General features: G+C 74.2%; 17 protein-coding genes and 3 tRNA genes. 8 read left to right on the forward strand and 12 right to left on the reverse strand.

Annotated elements, in window-relative coordinates:
- Positions 1-175 precede the first annotated feature (175 nt).
- A complete protein-coding gene (locus AB0H57_RS16685) occupies positions 176-955 on the forward strand; it encodes a methyltransferase domain-containing protein (protein ID WP_357507212.1) in 780 nt (259 codons plus the stop codon).
- 53 nt (positions 956-1,008) lie between these two features.
- Here the strand turns inward: AB0H57_RS16685 and AB0H57_RS16690 are convergent, their stop codons facing one another.
- Positions 1,009-1,314, reverse strand: coding sequence for a hypothetical protein (locus tag AB0H57_RS16690; protein WP_357507214.1), 306 nt, complete (start codon positions 1,312-1,314; stop codon positions 1,009-1,011).
- 156 nt (positions 1,315-1,470) lie between these two features.
- Here AB0H57_RS16690 and AB0H57_RS16695 point away from each other — a divergent pair, with 156 nt between their 5' ends.
- Both AB0H57_RS16695 and AB0H57_RS16700 read left to right on the forward strand, forming a co-directional pair.
- The gene (locus tag AB0H57_RS16695; protein WP_357507216.1) at positions 1,471-2,346 is read left to right on the forward strand and encodes a 3-hydroxyacyl-CoA dehydrogenase family protein; all 876 of its coding nucleotides are present in this window, start codon (positions 1,471-1,473) and stop codon (positions 2,344-2,346) included.
- A complete protein-coding gene (locus tag AB0H57_RS16700) occupies positions 2,343-3,083 on the forward strand; it encodes an enoyl-CoA hydratase/isomerase family protein (protein ID WP_357507218.1) in 741 nt (246 codons plus the stop codon). The genes AB0H57_RS16695 and AB0H57_RS16700 overlap by 4 nt, the downstream gene beginning before the upstream one ends.
- A 60-nt stretch (positions 3,084-3,143) precedes the next feature.
- Here the strand turns inward: AB0H57_RS16700 and AB0H57_RS16705 are convergent, their stop codons facing one another.
- Positions 3,144-4,487 (reverse strand): ABC transporter substrate-binding protein, encoded by a 1,344-nt coding sequence (locus tag AB0H57_RS16705; protein WP_357507220.1) that lies wholly within the window; start codon positions 4,485-4,487, stop codon positions 3,144-3,146.
- Between the two features lie 165 nt (positions 4,488-4,652).
- Between AB0H57_RS16705 and AB0H57_RS16710 the strand changes: the two genes are divergently transcribed.
- Together AB0H57_RS16710 and AB0H57_RS16715 are read left to right on the forward strand one after the other, a co-directional pair.
- Positions 4,653-5,045 (forward strand): hypothetical protein, encoded by a 393-nt coding sequence (locus tag AB0H57_RS16710; protein WP_357507222.1) that lies wholly within the window; start codon positions 4,653-4,655, stop codon positions 5,043-5,045.
- A gap of 57 nt (positions 5,046-5,102) precedes the next feature.
- The gene (locus tag AB0H57_RS16715; RefSeq protein ID WP_357507224.1) at positions 5,103-5,807 is read left to right on the forward strand and encodes a DUF2786 domain-containing protein; all 705 of its coding nucleotides are present in this window, start codon (positions 5,103-5,105) and stop codon (positions 5,805-5,807) included.
- A 14-nt stretch (positions 5,808-5,821) separates the two neighbouring features.
- On the opposite strand, the gene AB0H57_RS16720 is transcribed toward AB0H57_RS16715, so the two are convergent.
- Entirely contained in the window at positions 5,822-6,343 is a 522-nt protein-coding gene (locus tag AB0H57_RS16720) for an SRPBCC family protein (protein WP_357507226.1), read from the reverse strand.
- 172 nt (positions 6,344-6,515) lie between these two features.
- On the opposite strand from AB0H57_RS16720, the gene AB0H57_RS16725 reads away from it, so the two are divergent.
- Positions 6,516-6,842, forward strand: coding sequence for a hypothetical protein (locus AB0H57_RS16725; protein WP_357507228.1), 327 nt, complete (start codon positions 6,516-6,518; stop codon positions 6,840-6,842).
- Between the two features lie 70 nt (positions 6,843-6,912).
- Here the strand turns inward: AB0H57_RS16725 and AB0H57_RS16730 are convergent.
- From AB0H57_RS16730 to AB0H57_RS16765, 8 genes are all read right to left on the reverse strand, one after another.
- Positions 6,913-6,986: transfer RNA gene (locus AB0H57_RS16730), tRNA-Phe, on the reverse strand.
- Positions 6,987-7,069: 83 nt separating this feature from the next.
- Positions 7,070-7,143: transfer RNA gene (locus AB0H57_RS16735), tRNA-Asp, on the reverse strand.
- 32 nt (positions 7,144-7,175) lie between these two features.
- Positions 7,176-7,248: transfer RNA gene (locus AB0H57_RS16740), tRNA-Glu, on the reverse strand.
- Between the two features lie 153 nt (positions 7,249-7,401).
- Positions 7,402-8,250, reverse strand: coding sequence for a polysaccharide deacetylase family protein (locus AB0H57_RS16745; RefSeq protein ID WP_357507230.1), 849 nt, complete (start codon positions 8,248-8,250; stop codon positions 7,402-7,404).
- Positions 8,251-8,321: 71 nt separating this feature from the next.
- Positions 8,322-9,260, reverse strand: coding sequence for a MerR family transcriptional regulator (locus AB0H57_RS16750; protein WP_357507232.1), 939 nt, complete (start codon positions 9,258-9,260; stop codon positions 8,322-8,324).
- Entirely contained in the window at positions 9,250-9,858 is a 609-nt protein-coding gene (idi, locus tag AB0H57_RS16755; RefSeq protein WP_357507234.1) for an isopentenyl-diphosphate Delta-isomerase, read from the reverse strand. The genes AB0H57_RS16750 and idi overlap by 11 nt, the downstream gene beginning before the upstream one ends.
- Positions 9,855-11,336, reverse strand: coding sequence for a phytoene desaturase family protein (gene crtI / locus AB0H57_RS16760; RefSeq protein ID WP_357507236.1), 1,482 nt, complete (start codon positions 11,334-11,336; stop codon positions 9,855-9,857). The genes idi and crtI overlap by 4 nt, the downstream gene beginning before the upstream one ends.
- Before the next feature lie 28 nt (positions 11,337-11,364).
- Positions 11,365-12,519 (reverse strand): polyprenyl synthetase family protein, encoded by a 1,155-nt coding sequence (locus AB0H57_RS16765; RefSeq protein WP_357507238.1) that lies wholly within the window; start codon positions 12,517-12,519, stop codon positions 11,365-11,367.
- A 66-nt stretch (positions 12,520-12,585) separates the two neighbouring features.
- Between AB0H57_RS16765 and AB0H57_RS16770 the strand changes: the two genes are divergently transcribed.
- Positions 12,586-13,647 carry a phytoene/squalene synthase family protein gene (locus AB0H57_RS16770; protein WP_357507240.1) on the forward strand — a complete coding sequence of 354 codons (1,062 nt, stop codon included), beginning with the start codon at positions 12,586-12,588 and terminating at the stop codon, positions 13,645-13,647.
- A gap of 60 nt (positions 13,648-13,707) precedes the next feature.
- Here the strand turns inward: AB0H57_RS16770 and AB0H57_RS16775 are convergent, their stop codons facing one another.
- Positions 13,708-14,808 (reverse strand): serine hydrolase domain-containing protein, encoded by a 1,101-nt coding sequence (locus tag AB0H57_RS16775; RefSeq protein WP_357507242.1) that lies wholly within the window; start codon positions 14,806-14,808, stop codon positions 13,708-13,710.
- Between the two features lie 93 nt (positions 14,809-14,901).
- Between AB0H57_RS16775 and AB0H57_RS16780 the strand changes: the two genes are divergently transcribed.
- The gene (locus tag AB0H57_RS16780) at positions 14,902-16,380 is read left to right on the forward strand and encodes an FAD-dependent oxidoreductase (protein WP_357507244.1); all 1,479 of its coding nucleotides are present in this window, start codon (positions 14,902-14,904) and stop codon (positions 16,378-16,380) included.
- The last annotated feature ends 33 nt before the right edge of the window (positions 16,381-16,413 follow it).

Genomic DNA, 16,413 nt, shown 5'->3' on the forward strand with positions numbered 1-16,413 from the left:
GAGCGCGAGGAGTGAGCCGGGTTTGCGAGCCCCGCAGCCGCGAACAGAGACAGCGCCGTGAGCGCGAGGAGTGAGCCGGGTTTGCGAGCCCCGCAGCCGCGAACAGAGACAGCGCCGTGAGCGCGAGGAGTGAGCCGGGTTTGCGAGCCCCGCAGTCGCGAACAGAGAAAGCGCCGTGATCGGGGAACCGCGGCTCGGCGACGTGTTCGGCGAGATGATCCGGGACGCGTACGCGGTGGCGACCGGGGTCGGTCCCCGGCCGCTGGTCGGTGGGCGGCTGCCCCGCCCGGTCATCGAGATCATCGAGCGTGATGACGGGCTGGTCAACGGCGCGCCCACCGAGCACTACCTGGCCGGCCCGGCGGACTGGCAGCCGTACGACCGCCGGGCGGTGGACCGGGTCCACGGCCGGACCCTCGACGTCGGGGTGGGCGGCGGCCGGATCGCGCTGCACCTGCAGGAGCGCGGGGTGCCGGTGACCGGCCTGGACACCTCGCTCGGGGCGCTGCGGGTGTGCCGGCACCGCGGGCTGCGCGACCTGGTGCACGGCACGGTCGACGAACACGCCGCCGATGGCCCTCGGTACGACACGTTCCTGCTGCTCGGCAACAACGTCGGCCTCTTCGAGGGGCGGGAGCGGGCACCGGCCTTCCTCGCCGCGCTGGCGGCGCTGGCCCGCCCCGGCGCGCGGATCATCGCGCACGGCACCGACCCGTACGGCACCACCGATCCCGTGCACGTCGGCTACCACGAGCTCAACCGCCGGCGCGGACGGCTCGGCGGGCAACTGCGGCTGCGGCTGCGCTACCGGGAGCTGGGCACCGAGTGGTTCGACTACCTGGTCTGCTCGGTGGCGGAGTTCGCCGAGCTGGTGCACGGCACCCCCTGGCGCCTGACGGACGTCGACGACACCGACGCCCCGTACTACCTGGCCACCCTCACCCTCAGGCGTTAGGCGGAGCCCCTCCCTATCGCCTACGCGAGAGGAAGGGCCCCCGCCTAAAAAGCTCAGACCTGGACGGTCGGGGGGAGCTGCTCGGGCGGCAGGCCACCGTCGCCGTCGACGACCTCGTCCGGGGTGCCGTCCTCGTCGATGTCGACCATGGTGATGTCCACCTTGCCGTCACCGTCGGTGTCGAACTGGAACAGGTCCGCCTTGCCGTCGCCGTCCGTGTCGACCACCCAGACGTCCGTCTTCCCGTCGTGGTTGGTGTCCGCGCGCAGCAGGTCCACCCGCTCGTCGCCGCGAGTCTCCACGGTCTCGCTCCCCGCCACCGTCGCGGTGCTGTCGAGGCTCTCCGGTGCCTGGCTCATGTCGACTGGTTCCTTCCCTCGGTTGACGGCCGTCAGTACCCGATCCGGTCGGCCCCCACGCATGCCGCCCGGCGTGCTGCTGCATAGGGTCGCACCCAGGAGCGAGCGGCCGCGTGCCGGAGACCCCGTGCACCGCGCCCGCAGCGAGGGAGCGTCATGAGTGGTCGTTTTGTCGTCGTCGGGGCCGGCACGATGGGGCTGGGCATCGCGTACGTGGCGGCCGGCGCGGGATATCGCGTCGAGCTGGTCGAGGTGGACCCGGCGCGCGGGGCCGCCGCCGAGGCACGCCTCGGCGAGCTGTGGGAACGCGGCGTGCAGCGGGGCAAGCTGACCGCCGACGAGGCGGCGGCCAACCGCGGCCGGCTCAGCCTGCGTACCGGGCTGGCCGAGGTGGACCCGGCGCCCGAGGTGATCGTCGAGGCGGTGCCGGAACGGCTCGACCTGAAGCGGGCGGTGCTGCGCGAGGCCGAGGGGCTGCGCCCCGCGCTGCTGGGCAGCAACACCTCCAGCATCCCGATCGCCGAGCTGGCCGCCGGGCTGGACCGGCCGGCCGAGTTCGTGGGCCTGCACTTCTTCAACCCGGTCTGGGCGATGGCGCTGCTGGAGATCGTGGTGGGCCCGGCCACCGCCCCGGAGACCACCGACGCGGCCGTCGCGCTCGCCGGCCGGCTGGGCAAGGACCCCGTCGTCGTACGCGACATGCCCGGCTTCGCCACCTCGCGGCTCGGGGTCACCCTCGGTTTGGAGGCGATCCGGATGGTCGCCGACGGGGTGGCCAGCCCGGCGGACATCGACAAGGCGATGGTGCTGGGCTACCGGCACCCGGTCGGCCCGCTGGAGCTGACCGACCTGGTCGGGCTGGACGTGCGGCTGGACATCGCGCGCACCCTCCAGGCCGCCTACGGCGACCGGTTCGCCCCGCCGCCGCTGCTGGTGGAGATGGTCGCCGCCGGCAAGCTCGGCAAGAAGTCCGGCCAGGGCTTCTACCGCTGGGTGGACGGGCGCCGGGACGCGGCGGAGGCAGGGCGGTGACCGGGCTGCGGATCGAGGAGCGGCCCGACCGGCTGGTCGTCACGCTGGACCGGCCGGAGAAGCGCAACGCCATCGACGCCGACCTGATCGGCGAGCTGCACGAGGTCTGCGCCGAACTGGAGGCCCGGCCCCGGCTGCTGCTGCTCACCGGCGGCGCGGAGGGCATCTTCGCCGGCGGGGCGGACATCGGCCAGCTCCGCGAGCGCGGCCGGCTCGACGCCCTCGCCGCCATCAACCAGGCCGCCTTCGCCCGGATCCGGGCGCTGCCCATGCCCACCGTGGCCGCCGTGGACGGGCCGGCGCTGGGCGGCGGCGCCGAGCTGGCGTACGCCTGCGACCTGCGGGTCTGCACGGACCGCGCGGTGTTCGGCCAGCCGGAGGTGCGGTTGGGCATCCTGGCCGGCGCGGGCGCCACCCACCGGCTGCCGGCGCTGATCGGCGAGGCCCGGGCCAAGGAACTGCTCTTCACCGGCCGGCGAGTCGACGCCGCCGAGGCGCTGCGGATCGGCCTGGTCAACCGGGTGGTCGAGCCGGCCGGCCTGCTGGCCGCCGCGCACGCGCTGCTCGACGAGATCGCCAAGGGTTCCGCGCTGGCGGTGCGGTTGACCAAGTTGGCGGTGGACGCCCCGCCCGCCGCGCACCCGCAGCTCGACCTGCTGAGTCAGGCGGTGCTCTTCGAGGACGAGGAGAAGCACCGCCGGATGACCGAGTTCCTGGAGCGCCGCCGGTCCCGCTGACCGCCCCCGGCGCGACGAGGGCCGCACCGGTACGCCCCGGTGCGGCCCTCTCGGCGTCGTTCAGTGCCGGATCGGCACCTCGGCGTCGGCCAGCGCGCGGATCACCGCGGCCGACTCGCTGAAGCCGATCAGCAGCACAGCCTCCGCCTCGAAGGCCTTGATCTCCTGCGCGCCGGCGGCGAAGTCGACCGGGGTCGCCTTCGCGTCGGCCGGTGGCTCGTAGGTCAGCAGCCTCAGCCGGTCGGCGCCGATGCCGGCCCGCTCCAGCTCGGCCCGGACGCTCTCCTGCAGGCCTTCGCCGTAGCTGTCCTTCCGGGCCACCAGGGCGATCTTGTGCGGGCCGTCGCGCAGGATCACGTCGGCCAGCGCCCGACCCTGCAGGCCGTCCGGCGGGGCGGTACGGAAGTAGAGCCCCTTGTCGTCCACCGTGGTCAGCCCGGCGTCCGTGTTGGACGGCGAGAAGAGCACCCGGTTGGCGGCCACCACGTCCGGCAGCACCGCCCGGGAGATGCTCGACGCGCCGGCGCCGATGATGACGTGCACGCCGGCCTGGATGTGCTTCTTCACGGTGGCCCGGGCGATGTCGGGGTTGGTGCCGTCGTCGCCGGGGAGCCAGGTCACCGGCTTGCCGAGCACCCCGCCGGCCGCGTTCACGTCCCGCACCGCCAGGGCGGCGCCGGCGGCCAGCGGCGGGTTCGCCAGGGCCAGGTCACCGGTCTGCGGCAGCAGGCCGCCGAGGACCAGCGGGGCGTCCGCCGCCGGGCCGCGCTGCTTCCTCGGCTTCGGCGGCGCCGTGGTGCTGGCGGCCGACTCGTCCCCGGCGCCGACGAACTCGGTCTTGGCGTCGTTCAGCTGCTGCCCGTCGAAGTGCAGCGTGGCGTAGCTGGCGGTGGCCGGCTCACCGGCGTCGGTGAACCCGGCCCGGTTGACCGAGACGCTGCGGTACTCGATGTCCTTGCCCTCGCGGGCCAGCCGCAGGCAGGCCGACACCGTCTCGCAGCGCTGCCCGTTGTTGGTCACGCCGACGATCTGCTTGGCGATCGCCCGCGGGTCGGTGGTGCCGGCGAGCTGCGCGGCCAGCACGCTGATCGCCACCGCGTCGTACGACTCGGCCGCGTAGAGGAAGTCGGTCAGTTTCGGGTCGACGGAGCGCAGCCGCTTCTTGAAGTCCTCGGGCAGCGGCGTGAGCGGGGTGGTGCCCTTCATGCCGTCGACCAGGTCGGCCCGCTCCTGCAACTCCGCAGGGTAGGAGTTGAGCATGTTGCCGTCGGTGCCGTAGAGCCGCACCTGCGGAGGGCCGCTCTTCTCCTCCTCGGGACCGTCGGTCCCGCACGCGCCGGCACCGAGCAGGAGCGCCGCGCAGGCCACCAGGGCACCGGCCCGCGAGCCGCGTGTTACGAGCATGGTCGTCCTTCCTCCGGCGCACGTCCGCTGGCACATTAGCGTGCCCGCCCGACCGGTGGGATCGAGGAGGGTGCTCAGTCGGCTGCTCGACAGAGCTCCGACACCCACCGTCACCGAAGAGCGCGTACGGGTCACCGGTTGACCGGTGTGCGTACTGTGCGCCTCGTGACCGACCAGCTACAGCAGACCCTCCACGACGCGACCGCGGTGCTCCGCTCGGCGCTGGACGGTGACGGCGACGCCGTCGTCGGCACCTTCGACGAGGTGGTCGACCGGTCCGGTCTCGCCGGGGCGTACGGGGTCGCCTGGTGCCTGGCCGCGACGATGGTGGGTGACCCGCCCGCCTCCGGCGCCTGCGCGCTGGACTTCCCCGACATCGACCAGGTCGGCTACGACACCCGCTGGGTGGCCCGGTTCGTCAGCGCGTACGCCAACCACGACGCGGCCACCGGGGAGGCGCTGTTCGGGGCGGCGGTGGCCGACGGGCTGCTGCCGGACTGCCTGCTCACCCTCGCCGGCTCGACGGTGGCGACGCTGCGCAGCCGCGGCACCCGCTGACCCGCGGCGGCCGGGGGGCGGGGCGCGGACGTCCGGGCGTGTGGTAGCTCTGGTGGCATGTCCGAGGCCATGCTCAGCAAGGTGCGCAAGCTGCTGGCCAAGGCCGAGGACCCGGCCTGCACGCCGGCGGAGTCGGCGCTGTTCACCGCGAAGGCGACCGAGCTGATCGCCCGGTACGGCGTGGACCGGGCGCTGCTCGCCGCCCGGGACCCGGCCAGCGACCCGGTCGGCGACCGGCTGGTCGACGTGGTCGCCCCGTACGCCCGGGACAAGGCCGGCCTGCTCGTCGCGGTGGCGGACCCGCTGCGCTGCCGCTGCGTACGCCGGCAGCAGGGCGACGGGTTCGTGCTGCACCTGTTCGGGTTCGCCAGCGACCTGGAGCGGGTGGAACTGCTCTTCACCTCGCTGCTGGTGCAGGCGGCACACGGCCTGGCCGCCACGCCGGTGCCCGCCGGGGAGCACCCGGCCGCGTTCCGCCGCTCCTGGCTGGCCGGCTTCGCCCAGGCGATCGGGGAGCGGCTACGGGCGGCCGAGGCGGCGGCGGTGGCCGACGCGGGGACCGCCTCGACGGCGCTGGTCCTGGCCGACCGCTCGGACCGGGTGGCCCGCCGGCTCGCCGAGGCGTACCCCCGGGTTCGTACGGCGGCACGCCGGCGGCTGGCCGGCGGCGGCTTCGGCGTCGGTGCGGCCGCCGGCCGCCGCGCGGACCTGGGCGATCCGTCGGTCCCCGGGCGGACCGCCGCCCGCCCCCTGCCGCGCTGACGGCGCGCGGCCGGTCAGGACTGGCGGCTCAGCGTGGTGAGCGTGTCGAGGTAGCGGGAGAGCAGCTCGGCCCAGCCGGCGGTGAGCGCCTGCCGGTAACCCTCGGCGGCCTCGCCGTGCCGGTCGAAGTGCCGGTGCTCCACCTCCACCCGGGTCCGCCCGTCCCCGTCGGGCTCGAAGATCACCTCGACCTCGCTGGCCCGCGCCGGGTCGGGCAGCGGTGCCCGGTCCGGGCCGATCTGCCAGGTGAAGACCAGCCGCCGGGGCGGATCCCAGGTGAGCACCCGCCCCCAGTCGGCGCGGAAACCGTACGGCCCGATCTCGTAGAGCATGCCGCCGGCGCGGGGTTCCATCCCCAGCTCGGCCAGCGCCTGCGGCCCGGACCAGGTGTACTCGTGGACCCACCAGTCGGTCAGCGCGCCGGTGAAGACGGCGAACGCCTGCTCGGTGGGCGCTGGGGCGAGGAGAACCGTCCGCAGGGAGAAGCGGTCACTGTCCTGCCGGAGACCGTTGGGGCCGGCCATCTCCTGTCCCATAGGCCCGGACGATACCGGCTCATGCCCGGGTGTGCAGCTTCCGTTTTCGGACCGTTGCCGGCGATGATCTCCGCCCGGCTGCCGGGTTCCTGGCCCCGGACCGGCGTCCGGGGTTTCCCGGCAGTGGTGGCCAGGACGGGCCACGTTGACACCGTGTGAATCATTGGGTCGCATGAGTGTGGATGACCTGGACCCGGTGGGGTTCGCCCTGCGCCTCATCGTCGTGGTGCTTGGCCTTGCCATGGTCACGCTTGGCGTCCGTGTCGCGATGACGCGTCGGTTTCCTACGGCTTGGGTGCGGGGTGCGCGCTTGACGGTGAGCCAGCGATCCCAGCCCGTCCGCCGTGGCGGTTTCGTCGCCCTGCTCGGTGCGGGCCTGCTCGCCCAGCAGGCACCGTTCCTCGCACCGGTGTCCGTCGCCGTCGGGCGTGCCATGTTCGCGCTGGCACTGCTCCTCGTCCTGACCGCGGTGGGGTGGTTCATGGTGCTTAGGCGCTAACCACTCAAAAGCAAGATCCCCACCCGCGTTTCCGCTGGTGGGGATCTCTGTAGCCCGGCGAAAGGCTATGTGGCCAGGGGCGGGGTCGAACCGCCGACCTTCCGATTTTCAGTCGGACGCTCGTACCAACTGAGCTACCTGGCCGGGCACTCGGAACATACTACCCGGAGGGTGGCCTGCTCCGATACGCAGAACGCCGCGCAACCATCGCGCGGCGTCAGCGCTTGCGGTCCTGACGGGACTTGAACCCGCGACCTCCGCCTTGACAGGGCGGCGAGCACTCCAACTGCTCCACAGGACCTTGCTCTGTTGCCTCCGGCCTGAGCCGGACCGTGCCCCCAACGGGATTCGAACCCGTGCTACCGCCTTGAAAGGGCGACGTCCTGGGCCGCTAGACGATGAGGGCGGCCCCGCCATCATTGCACACTCGCAACTTCAAGCGGACTTGCTCCCATCCGGCCCCGCCGGAGGCTTGGATAGCTTACGTGATGATCGGCCGGTGGACCAAACCGGTATGGCATCGCCCACGCGGCGGCGTAAAAGCGCAGGTCAGAAGGGGTTAGTGAAGCCGGGTGACGCCGTACCGGCGCTTCAGGTCGGGGATCAGGAAGCGGCAGGCGGCCAGCGTGGCGGCCCGGTTCCCGCCCCCGTCGTGCATCAGCACCACCGCTCCGGGCCGGGTGGCCGCCTGCACCCGCCGGGTGATCAGCGGCGGGGCCGGCTTCGCCCAGTCCTGCGGGTCGACCGTCCAGTGCAGGGACTGCATGCCGAGCTGGCGGGCCACCGCCACCTCCTCCGCGGTCCACCGGCCGCCCGGCTGGCGGAAGAAGGACACCTTGGCCCCCGGCGCCGCCGCCTGGATGGCCCGGTTGGTGCGTACCAGATCGGCCCGGATCTCGGCGACCGGCCGGCGGCCCAGGTCCATGTCGTGCCGCCAGCTGTGGTTGCAGAGCTGGTGGCCCTCCCGGACGATCCGGGCCACCAGTTGCGGGTGCTGCTTGACCTCGATGCCGACCAGGCAGAAGGTCGCCTTGACCCCGGCGGCGCGCAACTGGTCGAGGACCTTCGGCGTCCAGGCCGGGCTCGGCCCGTCGTCGAAGGTCAGCGCCACCGCGTGGGTGCCGGTGGTCCGGCGCAGGCCGGCCGGGAGGGTCTTCGGCAGCGGCCGCAGGCGGGGCCGCGGCGGGGTGGTGTGGGTGGGGCGGTCGGGGCGGGACGACGCGCTCGGCTTCGGCTTCGGCTTCGGCTTCGGCGGCGACGACCCGTCGGGCTCCGGGACGCCGGAGGCCACCGGGGCCGGGCTGCCGGCACCGCCGCCGACGCCCGCGGCGCGGCGCGCGGGGTCGCCGCAGCCGCTCAGCGCGAGCACCAGGCCGAGGCCGATCGCCAGTACGGCGCGGAAATTCATCGTCGCTCCGAGGGGTGGCGGTACGCAGACCACCAGACGTTAGAGGACGGAGCGTGACAATCGGAAGACCCTCAGCCTGTCGCGGACTGGTCGATGGACTCGCGGACGGCCAGGGACAGCGACACGGCCTCGGCCAGATCCACCGGCCGGACCACCCCCGAGGGCAGCGCGTCGGCCCGCCAACCGGGGCCCGCCGCGAGCACCAGCAGCGGCCGGCGATCTGCGGCGAGCAGGGCGGCGAGCTGTGCCGGGTCGGCCGTGGCCCGGGTGTGCGACCAGATCACGACGGCGGCCGGACCGGTCCGGTTGACCGCCTCGACCAAGGCCGAAACCGGCACCCGGGCACCGAGCATGCGATAGGCCACATCACGCTCGGCGAGGGCGGCGGCGAGCGCCTCCAGCGGCAGGCTGTGCTGCTCCTCGTCGGCGCAGGAGAGCAGGAGGCGGCCCGGGCCGGTGGCCGTACGGGGGACGGCCGCCAGCGCCTCGGTGACGCACCGGGACATCAGGTGCTCCACCTCGATCAGGCCGGCGGTGGCGGCGTGCCGCTCGCCGATCCCGGCGAGCACCGGGCGGACCAGCCCGTCCCAGGTGGCGATCACCCCGTTGACGGCCAGCGCGTGCGAGATGGTCTCCCCGATGGCCGCCGAGTCCAGCCGCATGGCGGCCCGGGCCAGGCCACGAGCCGCCGGCCCGGCCCGGCCCACCGGAATGGCGAGCCCGCCGCCGGCCCGGCCGGTGCGCGCCCGCCCCGACCCGGCCAGCCCGATGCCACCGGACGGGGGCGCCTGCCGGGCCCAGCGGGCGGCCTCCGCCGGGGTGACACCCTCCACGGTGAGCCTGCGCATGATCTCCAGACGCGCCAGGTCGGCCGGTGTGTAGCGCCGGTGGTGACCGGGGACATGCTGGCTGGGGCCGAGGCCGTAGCGCTGGTGCCAGGTGCGCAACGTGGTGACCGCCACGCCGAGTCGGCGTGCCACGGCCCCCGCGCTCAGCGCCTCATCGGCCACCCGGCCGCTCCGAGGCGTCGTCGTCCACCCGGGCACCGGCCGGCGTGGTGCTGCCGGCCGGCTCGCCGACGCGCAGCAGCCGGCTCACCACACCGCCCAGCCATGGCGCGTACGAGCGGGGATCCGTGTCGATCTCCGTCATCAGCCGGGCGGGGTCGGCCCAGCGCAGCTCGGCCACCTCGTCGGGGTCCGGCCGGACCGGCACGTCGGCCGGCACGTCGGCGCGCAGCACGTGGTCGTACTCGAACTCGACCCGGCCGGTCGCCGGGTCCTCGGCGTAGTAGGCGTACACCCCGACCTCGGTCAGCGCGACCGGCGCGGCGCCCAACTCCTCGCCCAGGCGCCGGTTGGCCGCGTCGGCCAGCGACTCGCCCGGCGCCGGATGACCGCAGCACGAGTTGGCCCAGCGCAGCGGGAAGCGGGTCTTCACCGCGGCCCGGCGTTGCAGCAGCACCCGGCCGTCGGGCGCGACCAGCAGCACCGAGAACGCCCGGTGCAGCCGGCCGGGCGGCTGGTGGGCGGCGGAGACGGTCGCCTGGCCGAGCGGCCGCCCGGCGTCGTCGACCAGCTCGACCAGGTGGGACTCCCGTGCAGTCATTTGACGACCCCCGTGATGCGGTTGGCGGCGAGCTTGCCGGAGATCAACACCATCGGCACCCCGACGCCGGGCTGCGTGCCGGAGCCGGTGAAGACCACGTTCGGTAGCCGGCGGTGCAGGTTCGACGGCCGGAACGGGCCGGTCTGAAGGAAGGTGTGCGCGGCGGCGAACGGCGTACCGGCGGCCATGCCCTGCTCCTCCCACTCGGCCGGGGTGATCGTACGCAGCACCTCGACGCCGTCGCCGAAGCCGACGTAGCCGCGTTCCTCGAGGGTGCCGATCAGCCGGTCGGCGTAGCGGCGGGTGAGGTCGCCCCGCCAGTCGAGGGGCGCCCGGTGCAGGTTGGGCACCGGGGCCAGCACGTAGTAGGTGTGCCGGCCGGGCGGGGCGACCGACGGGTCGGTCCGGCTCGGGTTCGTGACCAGCAGCGACGGGTCGGTCATCAGCTCGCCGCGCCGGATCACCTCGTCGAAGGTGCCCTGCCACTGCCGGCCGAAGTGGATGTTGTGGTGGGCGATCTTCGTGTAGCCCTGCGTCGACCCGACGTGCAGCACCACGCAGGAGGGCGAGTACGTCAGCTTCCGGGCCCGGCCCTCGGGCAGCAGGTCCCGGTAGGCGACCGGCAGGTCCGGGTTGAGCACCACCACGTCGGCCGGGATCAGCTCGCCGTCGGCGGTGCGCACGCCGGTGGCCCGCCCGTTGGCGGTCTCCACCCGGGTCACCGTGGTGCCGTACCGGATCTGCACGCCGTGCTTCTCGGCGGCGCCGGCCATTCCGCGGGAGACCGCGTGGATGCCGCCGCGTGGGAAGTAGACCCCGGCCACCGAGTCGAGGTACGCGATGACGCTGTAGATGGCCAGCGCGTCGTGCGGGGCGAGGCCGGCGTACATCGCCTGGAAGGAGAAGATCCGCTGGGTACGGGGGTCGCGAAAGAACTGGTTGATCTTCGTCTGGAGGCGTCGGAACGCGCCGTTGGCCAGCAGCCGCACCAGGTTGGCGGTGAGCAGGTCGGTCGGGGCGTCCAGGTTGCGCTCGATGAAGTCGGCCCGCTCCCATTGCCACAGCTTGCGGGTGTAGTCGACGAAGCGCAGGTAGCCGTCCGCCTCCCGAGGCCCGCAGACCCGGGCGATCTCGGCGGCCATCCGGGTGGTGTCGGTGATGACGTCCAGCGTCGACCCGTCCGGGTAGTACGCCCGGTAGGCGGGGTCGAGCGGGGTCAGGTCGAGCCAGTCGTCCAGCTCCTCGCCGACCGCGCCGAGCGCCTCGGCGATCAGGTCCGGCATGGTGAGCACGGTCGGCCCGGTGTCGAACTCGTACCCGTCGACGCCGAGCCGGCCGGCGCGCCCGCCGGGCACCGGCTCCCGCTCCAGGACGGTCACCTGGCGGCCGCTGCCGGCCAGGTGCAGCGCGCACGCCAGCCCACCGAGGCCCGCGCCCACGACCACCACCCGGTCCGTACGCCCGTTCACGGTCCGCACCTGACCACCTCCTTCACGACGTCACTCATCAGGCCCGCCGCCGGGTGGCGGCGGCGGCGAGACCGGTGAGCGCGGTGCGCGCGGTCTCGTCGATCGGCGCGGACTCCAGCGCGGCCAACGCCTCCGCGACCCGGTCGTCGATCATGAGGTCGACCCGGTCGACCGCGCCGGTGTCGGCGACCAGTTCGGCCAGCTCGGCCACATCCGAATCGGTGAGGCCCGCGCCGGTCCGCGCCAGGGCCCGTCGCTGGACCGGGGTGGCCAGCTCCCGGGCCAGCATCAGCAGTGCGGTGGGCTTGCCGGTGCGCAGGTCGTCGCCGGCCGGCTTGCCGGTGGTCGCCGGGTCGCCGTAGACGCCGAGCAGGTCGTCGCAGAGCTGGAACGCCTCGCCGACGGCCAGGCCGTAGCGGGTGTACGCGGCGGCCGGCGGCGCGTCCGCGGCGACGCCGGCCAGGCAGGCGCCGAAGAGCAGGGGCCGCTGCACGGTGTAGCTGGCGGTCTTGTAGCGGGCCACCCGCAGGGCCCGGTCGACCGACCAGTTCGCCGCGTCGTGCTCGCCGAGCACGTCGAGGAACTGCCCGGCCACCGTCTCGACGCGCATCTGGTCGTAGCAGCGCCGCAGGTCCAGCATCCGGGCGGGCGGCAGGGCGGCCTGGCCGAGCAGGCGGTCGGCCCAGATCATGCAGAGGTCGCCGATCAGCACGGCGACCGCCTCGCCGTACCGCTCGGGGTCGCCGGCGTGCCCGGCGGTGCGGTGCCGGGCGGCGGCGGCCCGGTGCGCGGTGGGCAGGCCCCGGCGGGTGTCGGAGGCGTCCATCACGTCGTCGTGCACCAGGGCGAAGGTGTGCAGCAGTTCCAGCGCGGCCAGCGCCGGCAGCACCGGGGGCAGCGGCTCGTCGCCACCCACCACGCCCCGCCAACCCCAGTACGCGAACGTGGGGCGGACCCGTTTCCCGCCGGCCAGCACGCAGTCCCGGGCGGTGGTGGCGAACCCGCCCATCGCCGCGTCGATCTCGTGGAGCGCGGCGATCTCGGTGGCCAGGAAGTCGGCGAGGGTCCCGTCGACCGCGGTGACCAGGTCGTGGGTGAAGGCGGCCAGTACGCCGCCGACCGGGTCGTCCCCGTCTCCGGTGCCGGTCGGGGCCACCTGGAGCGCATCGCCCGCAACTGCGTCGTTGGCCATGTCGGTGAGCGTACCCTAGGGTACGGAAGTTGCGTCGATTGGTGCGTCGATTCTGGAGGAGGGCCGGTGGACATCGACCTCGCCGCTGCCTATGGCCGCTGCCGTGAGCTGCACAGACAACACGGCCGCACCTACTATCTCGCCACCCGGCTGCTGCCCGCTTGGAAAAGGCGGCATGTGCATGCTTTGTACGGGTTCACCCGGTACGCCGACGAGATCGTGGACCGGACCGAGGAGCTGCCACCCGCCGCCCGTGCCGCCCGCCTCGACCAGTGGGCGTCCAGCTTCCTCGCCGGCCTGCACGGGGAGCCCGCCGACGACCCGCTCCTGCCGGCCGTGCTGCACACCATCGCCGTCTTCGACCTGGACCGCGAGGACTTCGCGTCGTTCCTGCGCAGCATGGCGATGGACCTGACCGTCGCGTCGTACCGGGCCTACGACGACCTGCTCGACTACATGGAGGGCTCCGCCGCCGTCATCGGCACGATGATGCTGCCGATCCTGGGCAGCTCCGACCCGGCCGCCGCCCGGGAACCGGCCCGCCAGCTCGGCTTCGCCTTCCAGCTCACCAACTTCATCCGGGACGTCGCCGAGGACCTCGACCGGGGCCGCACGTACCTGCCCGACGAGGACCTGGCCAAGTTCGACGTCACCCGCGCGGACCTGCTCGCCGCGAAGGCCGCCGGCCGCGCCACGCCGGCCATCCGCGAGCTGATCGAGTACGAGGTGACCCGCGCCCAGGCCCACTACCTGGCCGCCGCACCGGGCATCCCGCTGCTCAGCCCCGCCTCGCAGTCCTGCATGCGCACCGCGTACGCCCTCTACGCCGGCATCCTCGACGAGGTGGCCGACCAGGGCCACGACGTGTTCGCGCGGCGCGCCGTCGTACCCCGGCGGAAGCGGCTGGCGGTGGCCGCACGCGCCCTGCTCACCCCGGCCGGCACGCCGGTCGCGGTGCCCGGCCCGGCCATCCTGCCCCCGGCCCGCCCGCTGAGCGCGGGGAAGGCGGACCCGCGAGCGAGCGTACGACGCTCGGAGCGTGACCATCCCGCTGCCCCGGGCGCATGCGCTCAGAGCAAAGGCACGGAGGAGGGGGCCGGGTCCGGCGTTGGCCGTGACTCACGGTAACTAGGGGTAGGCGTCGCGAAAAGTTACGCTGCGTCGACACCACCCGGACAGCCTGAGCCGTCACAGGCAGGAGTGCAGCGCCTCCACCAACTCGTCGACCCGGTCGTGGGCGCCCAGCCGGGACGTCACGTAGGCGAAGGTGTAGCCGCGCTCCGGATCGGCCCAGGCGCTGCTGCCGCCGATCCCGCCCATGCCCCAGCTGCCGTCCGGCTCCCACTGCATGCCGAGCGTCCAGTGCGCCGCCCGGTCCAGCACCAGGTCGGGGCCGTCGTACTGCACCCGGGTCGCCTCGGCGACCAGGTCCGGGTCGAACAGGCGTACCCCGTCGAGCGTGCCGCCGGCCAGCAGGCCCGCGTAGAGCCGGGCCAGCGCGGCGGCGGTGGCGTGCAGGTTCACCGCCGGGATCTCGGCGGAGCGCCACGACGGCCCGTTCACCACCGCCACGTCGCGCCCGCCGGGCGGGTTGTCCAGCGCCCGGGCGCGCAGCGACCCCGGCTCACCCGCCGTCGCGTCCGGCCAGCCCGGATCGGCGTACGACAGGTCGGCGCACCGCCGCTGGTCGGCCGCGCCCAGCCCGAAGGCCAGGTCGAGCCGCCACGGCCCGGCGATCTCCTCGGCCAGGAACCGCCCCACCGTCCGCCCGTCCACCCGCCGGACCAGCTCGCCCACCAGATGCCCGTACGTCCAGGCGTGCTCGCCCGCGACGGACCCCGGCTCCCACTCCGGGTCGGCGGCGGCCAGGTCGGCGCAGAGCAACCCCCAGTCGGTGACGGCCTCGGCGGGCCGGGGCACCGGGAACGCGGGCAGGCCGGCGGTGTGGCTGAGCACCTGCCGGACGGTGGCCGGGGCGCGGAACCCCGGCCAGTACGCCGACACCGGCGCGTCGAGGCCGACCCGGCCTCGGTCCACCAGCATCAGCAGGCAGAGCGCGGCCACCGGCTTGCCCACCGAGTAGACGTTCACCAGCGTGTCCGGCTGCCACGGGTGGTCCGCCCCGACGGCCGGCACGGTCGCGCCGGTTGGAACCGCCGCGCGGGTGCCGCCGACCAGGTCCACCACGGGCGTGCCGTCGTACCAGACGGCCAGCGCCGCGCCGGTCTCCCGGCCGGCGGCGAAGAGGTCGTGGAAGGTGTCCCGCACCGGGGCGAACCGTGACTGCACGCGGACACCCTAGGCGATCGGACCGGTCGCCGGCGGCGGGAATTGCCGCGCCGAGCGGTCGCGCCGGGCGGCCCGGTACGGAATGCTGGCGGCATGGCGGAGCCGGAGCTGGTGGACGTGGTCGTGGTCGGGCTCGGGGTCGGCGGCGAGGAGGTGGCCGGGCGGTTGGCCGAGGCGGGCCTCACCGTCGTCGGGATCGAGCGGGGCCTGGTCGGCGGCGAGTGCCCCTACTGGGGCTGCATTCCCAGCAAGATGATGATCCGCGCGGCGAACGCGGTGGCCGAGGCGCACCGGGTCAACGAGCTGGCCGGCACCGCGCAGGTGCGGCCGGACTGGGCGCCGGTGGCGAAGCGGATCCGCGAGGAGGCCACCGACACCTGGAACGACCGGGCCGCGGTGGACCGGTTCACCGGCAAGGGCGGCCGGTTCGTCCGGGGCGCCGGCCGGCTCGACGGCCCCGGCCGGGTACGCGTCGGCGACCAGATGTTCCAGGCCCGGTACGGGATCGTGGTCGGCACCGGCACCCGCCCGTCCGTCCCGCCGATCGACGGGCTGGCCGACACCCCGTACTGGACGAACCACCAGGCGATCGAGGTCGAGGAGCTGCCCGGCTCGCTGCTGGTGCTGGGCGGCGGCGCGATCGGGCTGGAGCTGGCCCAGGTCTTCGCCCGGTTCGGGGTGCGGGTGACCGTGGTGGAGGCGGCGGAGCGGGTGCTCGCCGTCGAGGAGCCGGAGGCGTCCGAGGTCGCCGCGAAGGCGCTGCGCGCCGACGGCGTCACCATCGAGACCGGGGTGCGGGCGGAGCGGGTCAGCCACGACGGTTCCGCGTTCACCGTGCACGCCGACGGGCGGGAGTTCACCGGCGACCAGCTGCTGGTGGTCACCGGCCGCCGGGCACACCTGGACGAGCTGGGCCTGGACACCGTGGGCATCGACTGCTCGCAGCGCTACCTGCCGGTGAACGGCCGGATGCACGCCGCCGACGGGCTCTGGGCGGTCGGCGACCTCACCGGTGAGGGCGCGTTCACCCACATCGCCATGTACCAGGCGGCCATCGTGGTCGCCGACGTGCTCGACCACGTGCGGCGTACCCGGGGCGGCCCGGACGCCAGCGGCACGGCCAGCGTGGTCGGCGGCGCGGCCGGGGTGGTCAGCGCGGTCGGCGGGGCGATGAGCGCCGGCGGGTCGAGCGTCGCGCCGGGCAGCGTCCCGGTGGCCGACTACCGGGCGCTGCCCCGGGTCACCTTCACCGACCCGGAGGTGGGCGCGGTCGGCCTCACCGAGCAGCAGGCCCGCGAGCGCGGCATCAACGTGCAGGTGGGCTTCACCGAGCTGTCCTCGTCGACCCGGGGCTGGATCCACCGGGCCGACGGGTTCATCAAGCTGGTCGCCGACGCCGACCAGGGCGTGCTGGTCGGCGCCACCTCCGTCGGCCCGGCCGGCGGCGAGGTGCTCTCCGGGCTGGTGGTGGCGGTGCACGCGGCGGTGCCGGTCAGCCAGCTCCGGCACATGATCTACGCGTACCCGACGTTCCACCGGGCCATCGAGGACGCGCTGCACAATTTGAAGTAGACCTATCGCGTATATCCTAGTGCTAGGCGTCTG

It is taken from the genome of Micromonospora sp. NPDC050686, from assembly GCF_040654475.1.
Classification (GTDB): domain Bacteria; phylum Actinomycetota; class Actinomycetes; order Mycobacteriales; family Micromonosporaceae; genus Micromonospora.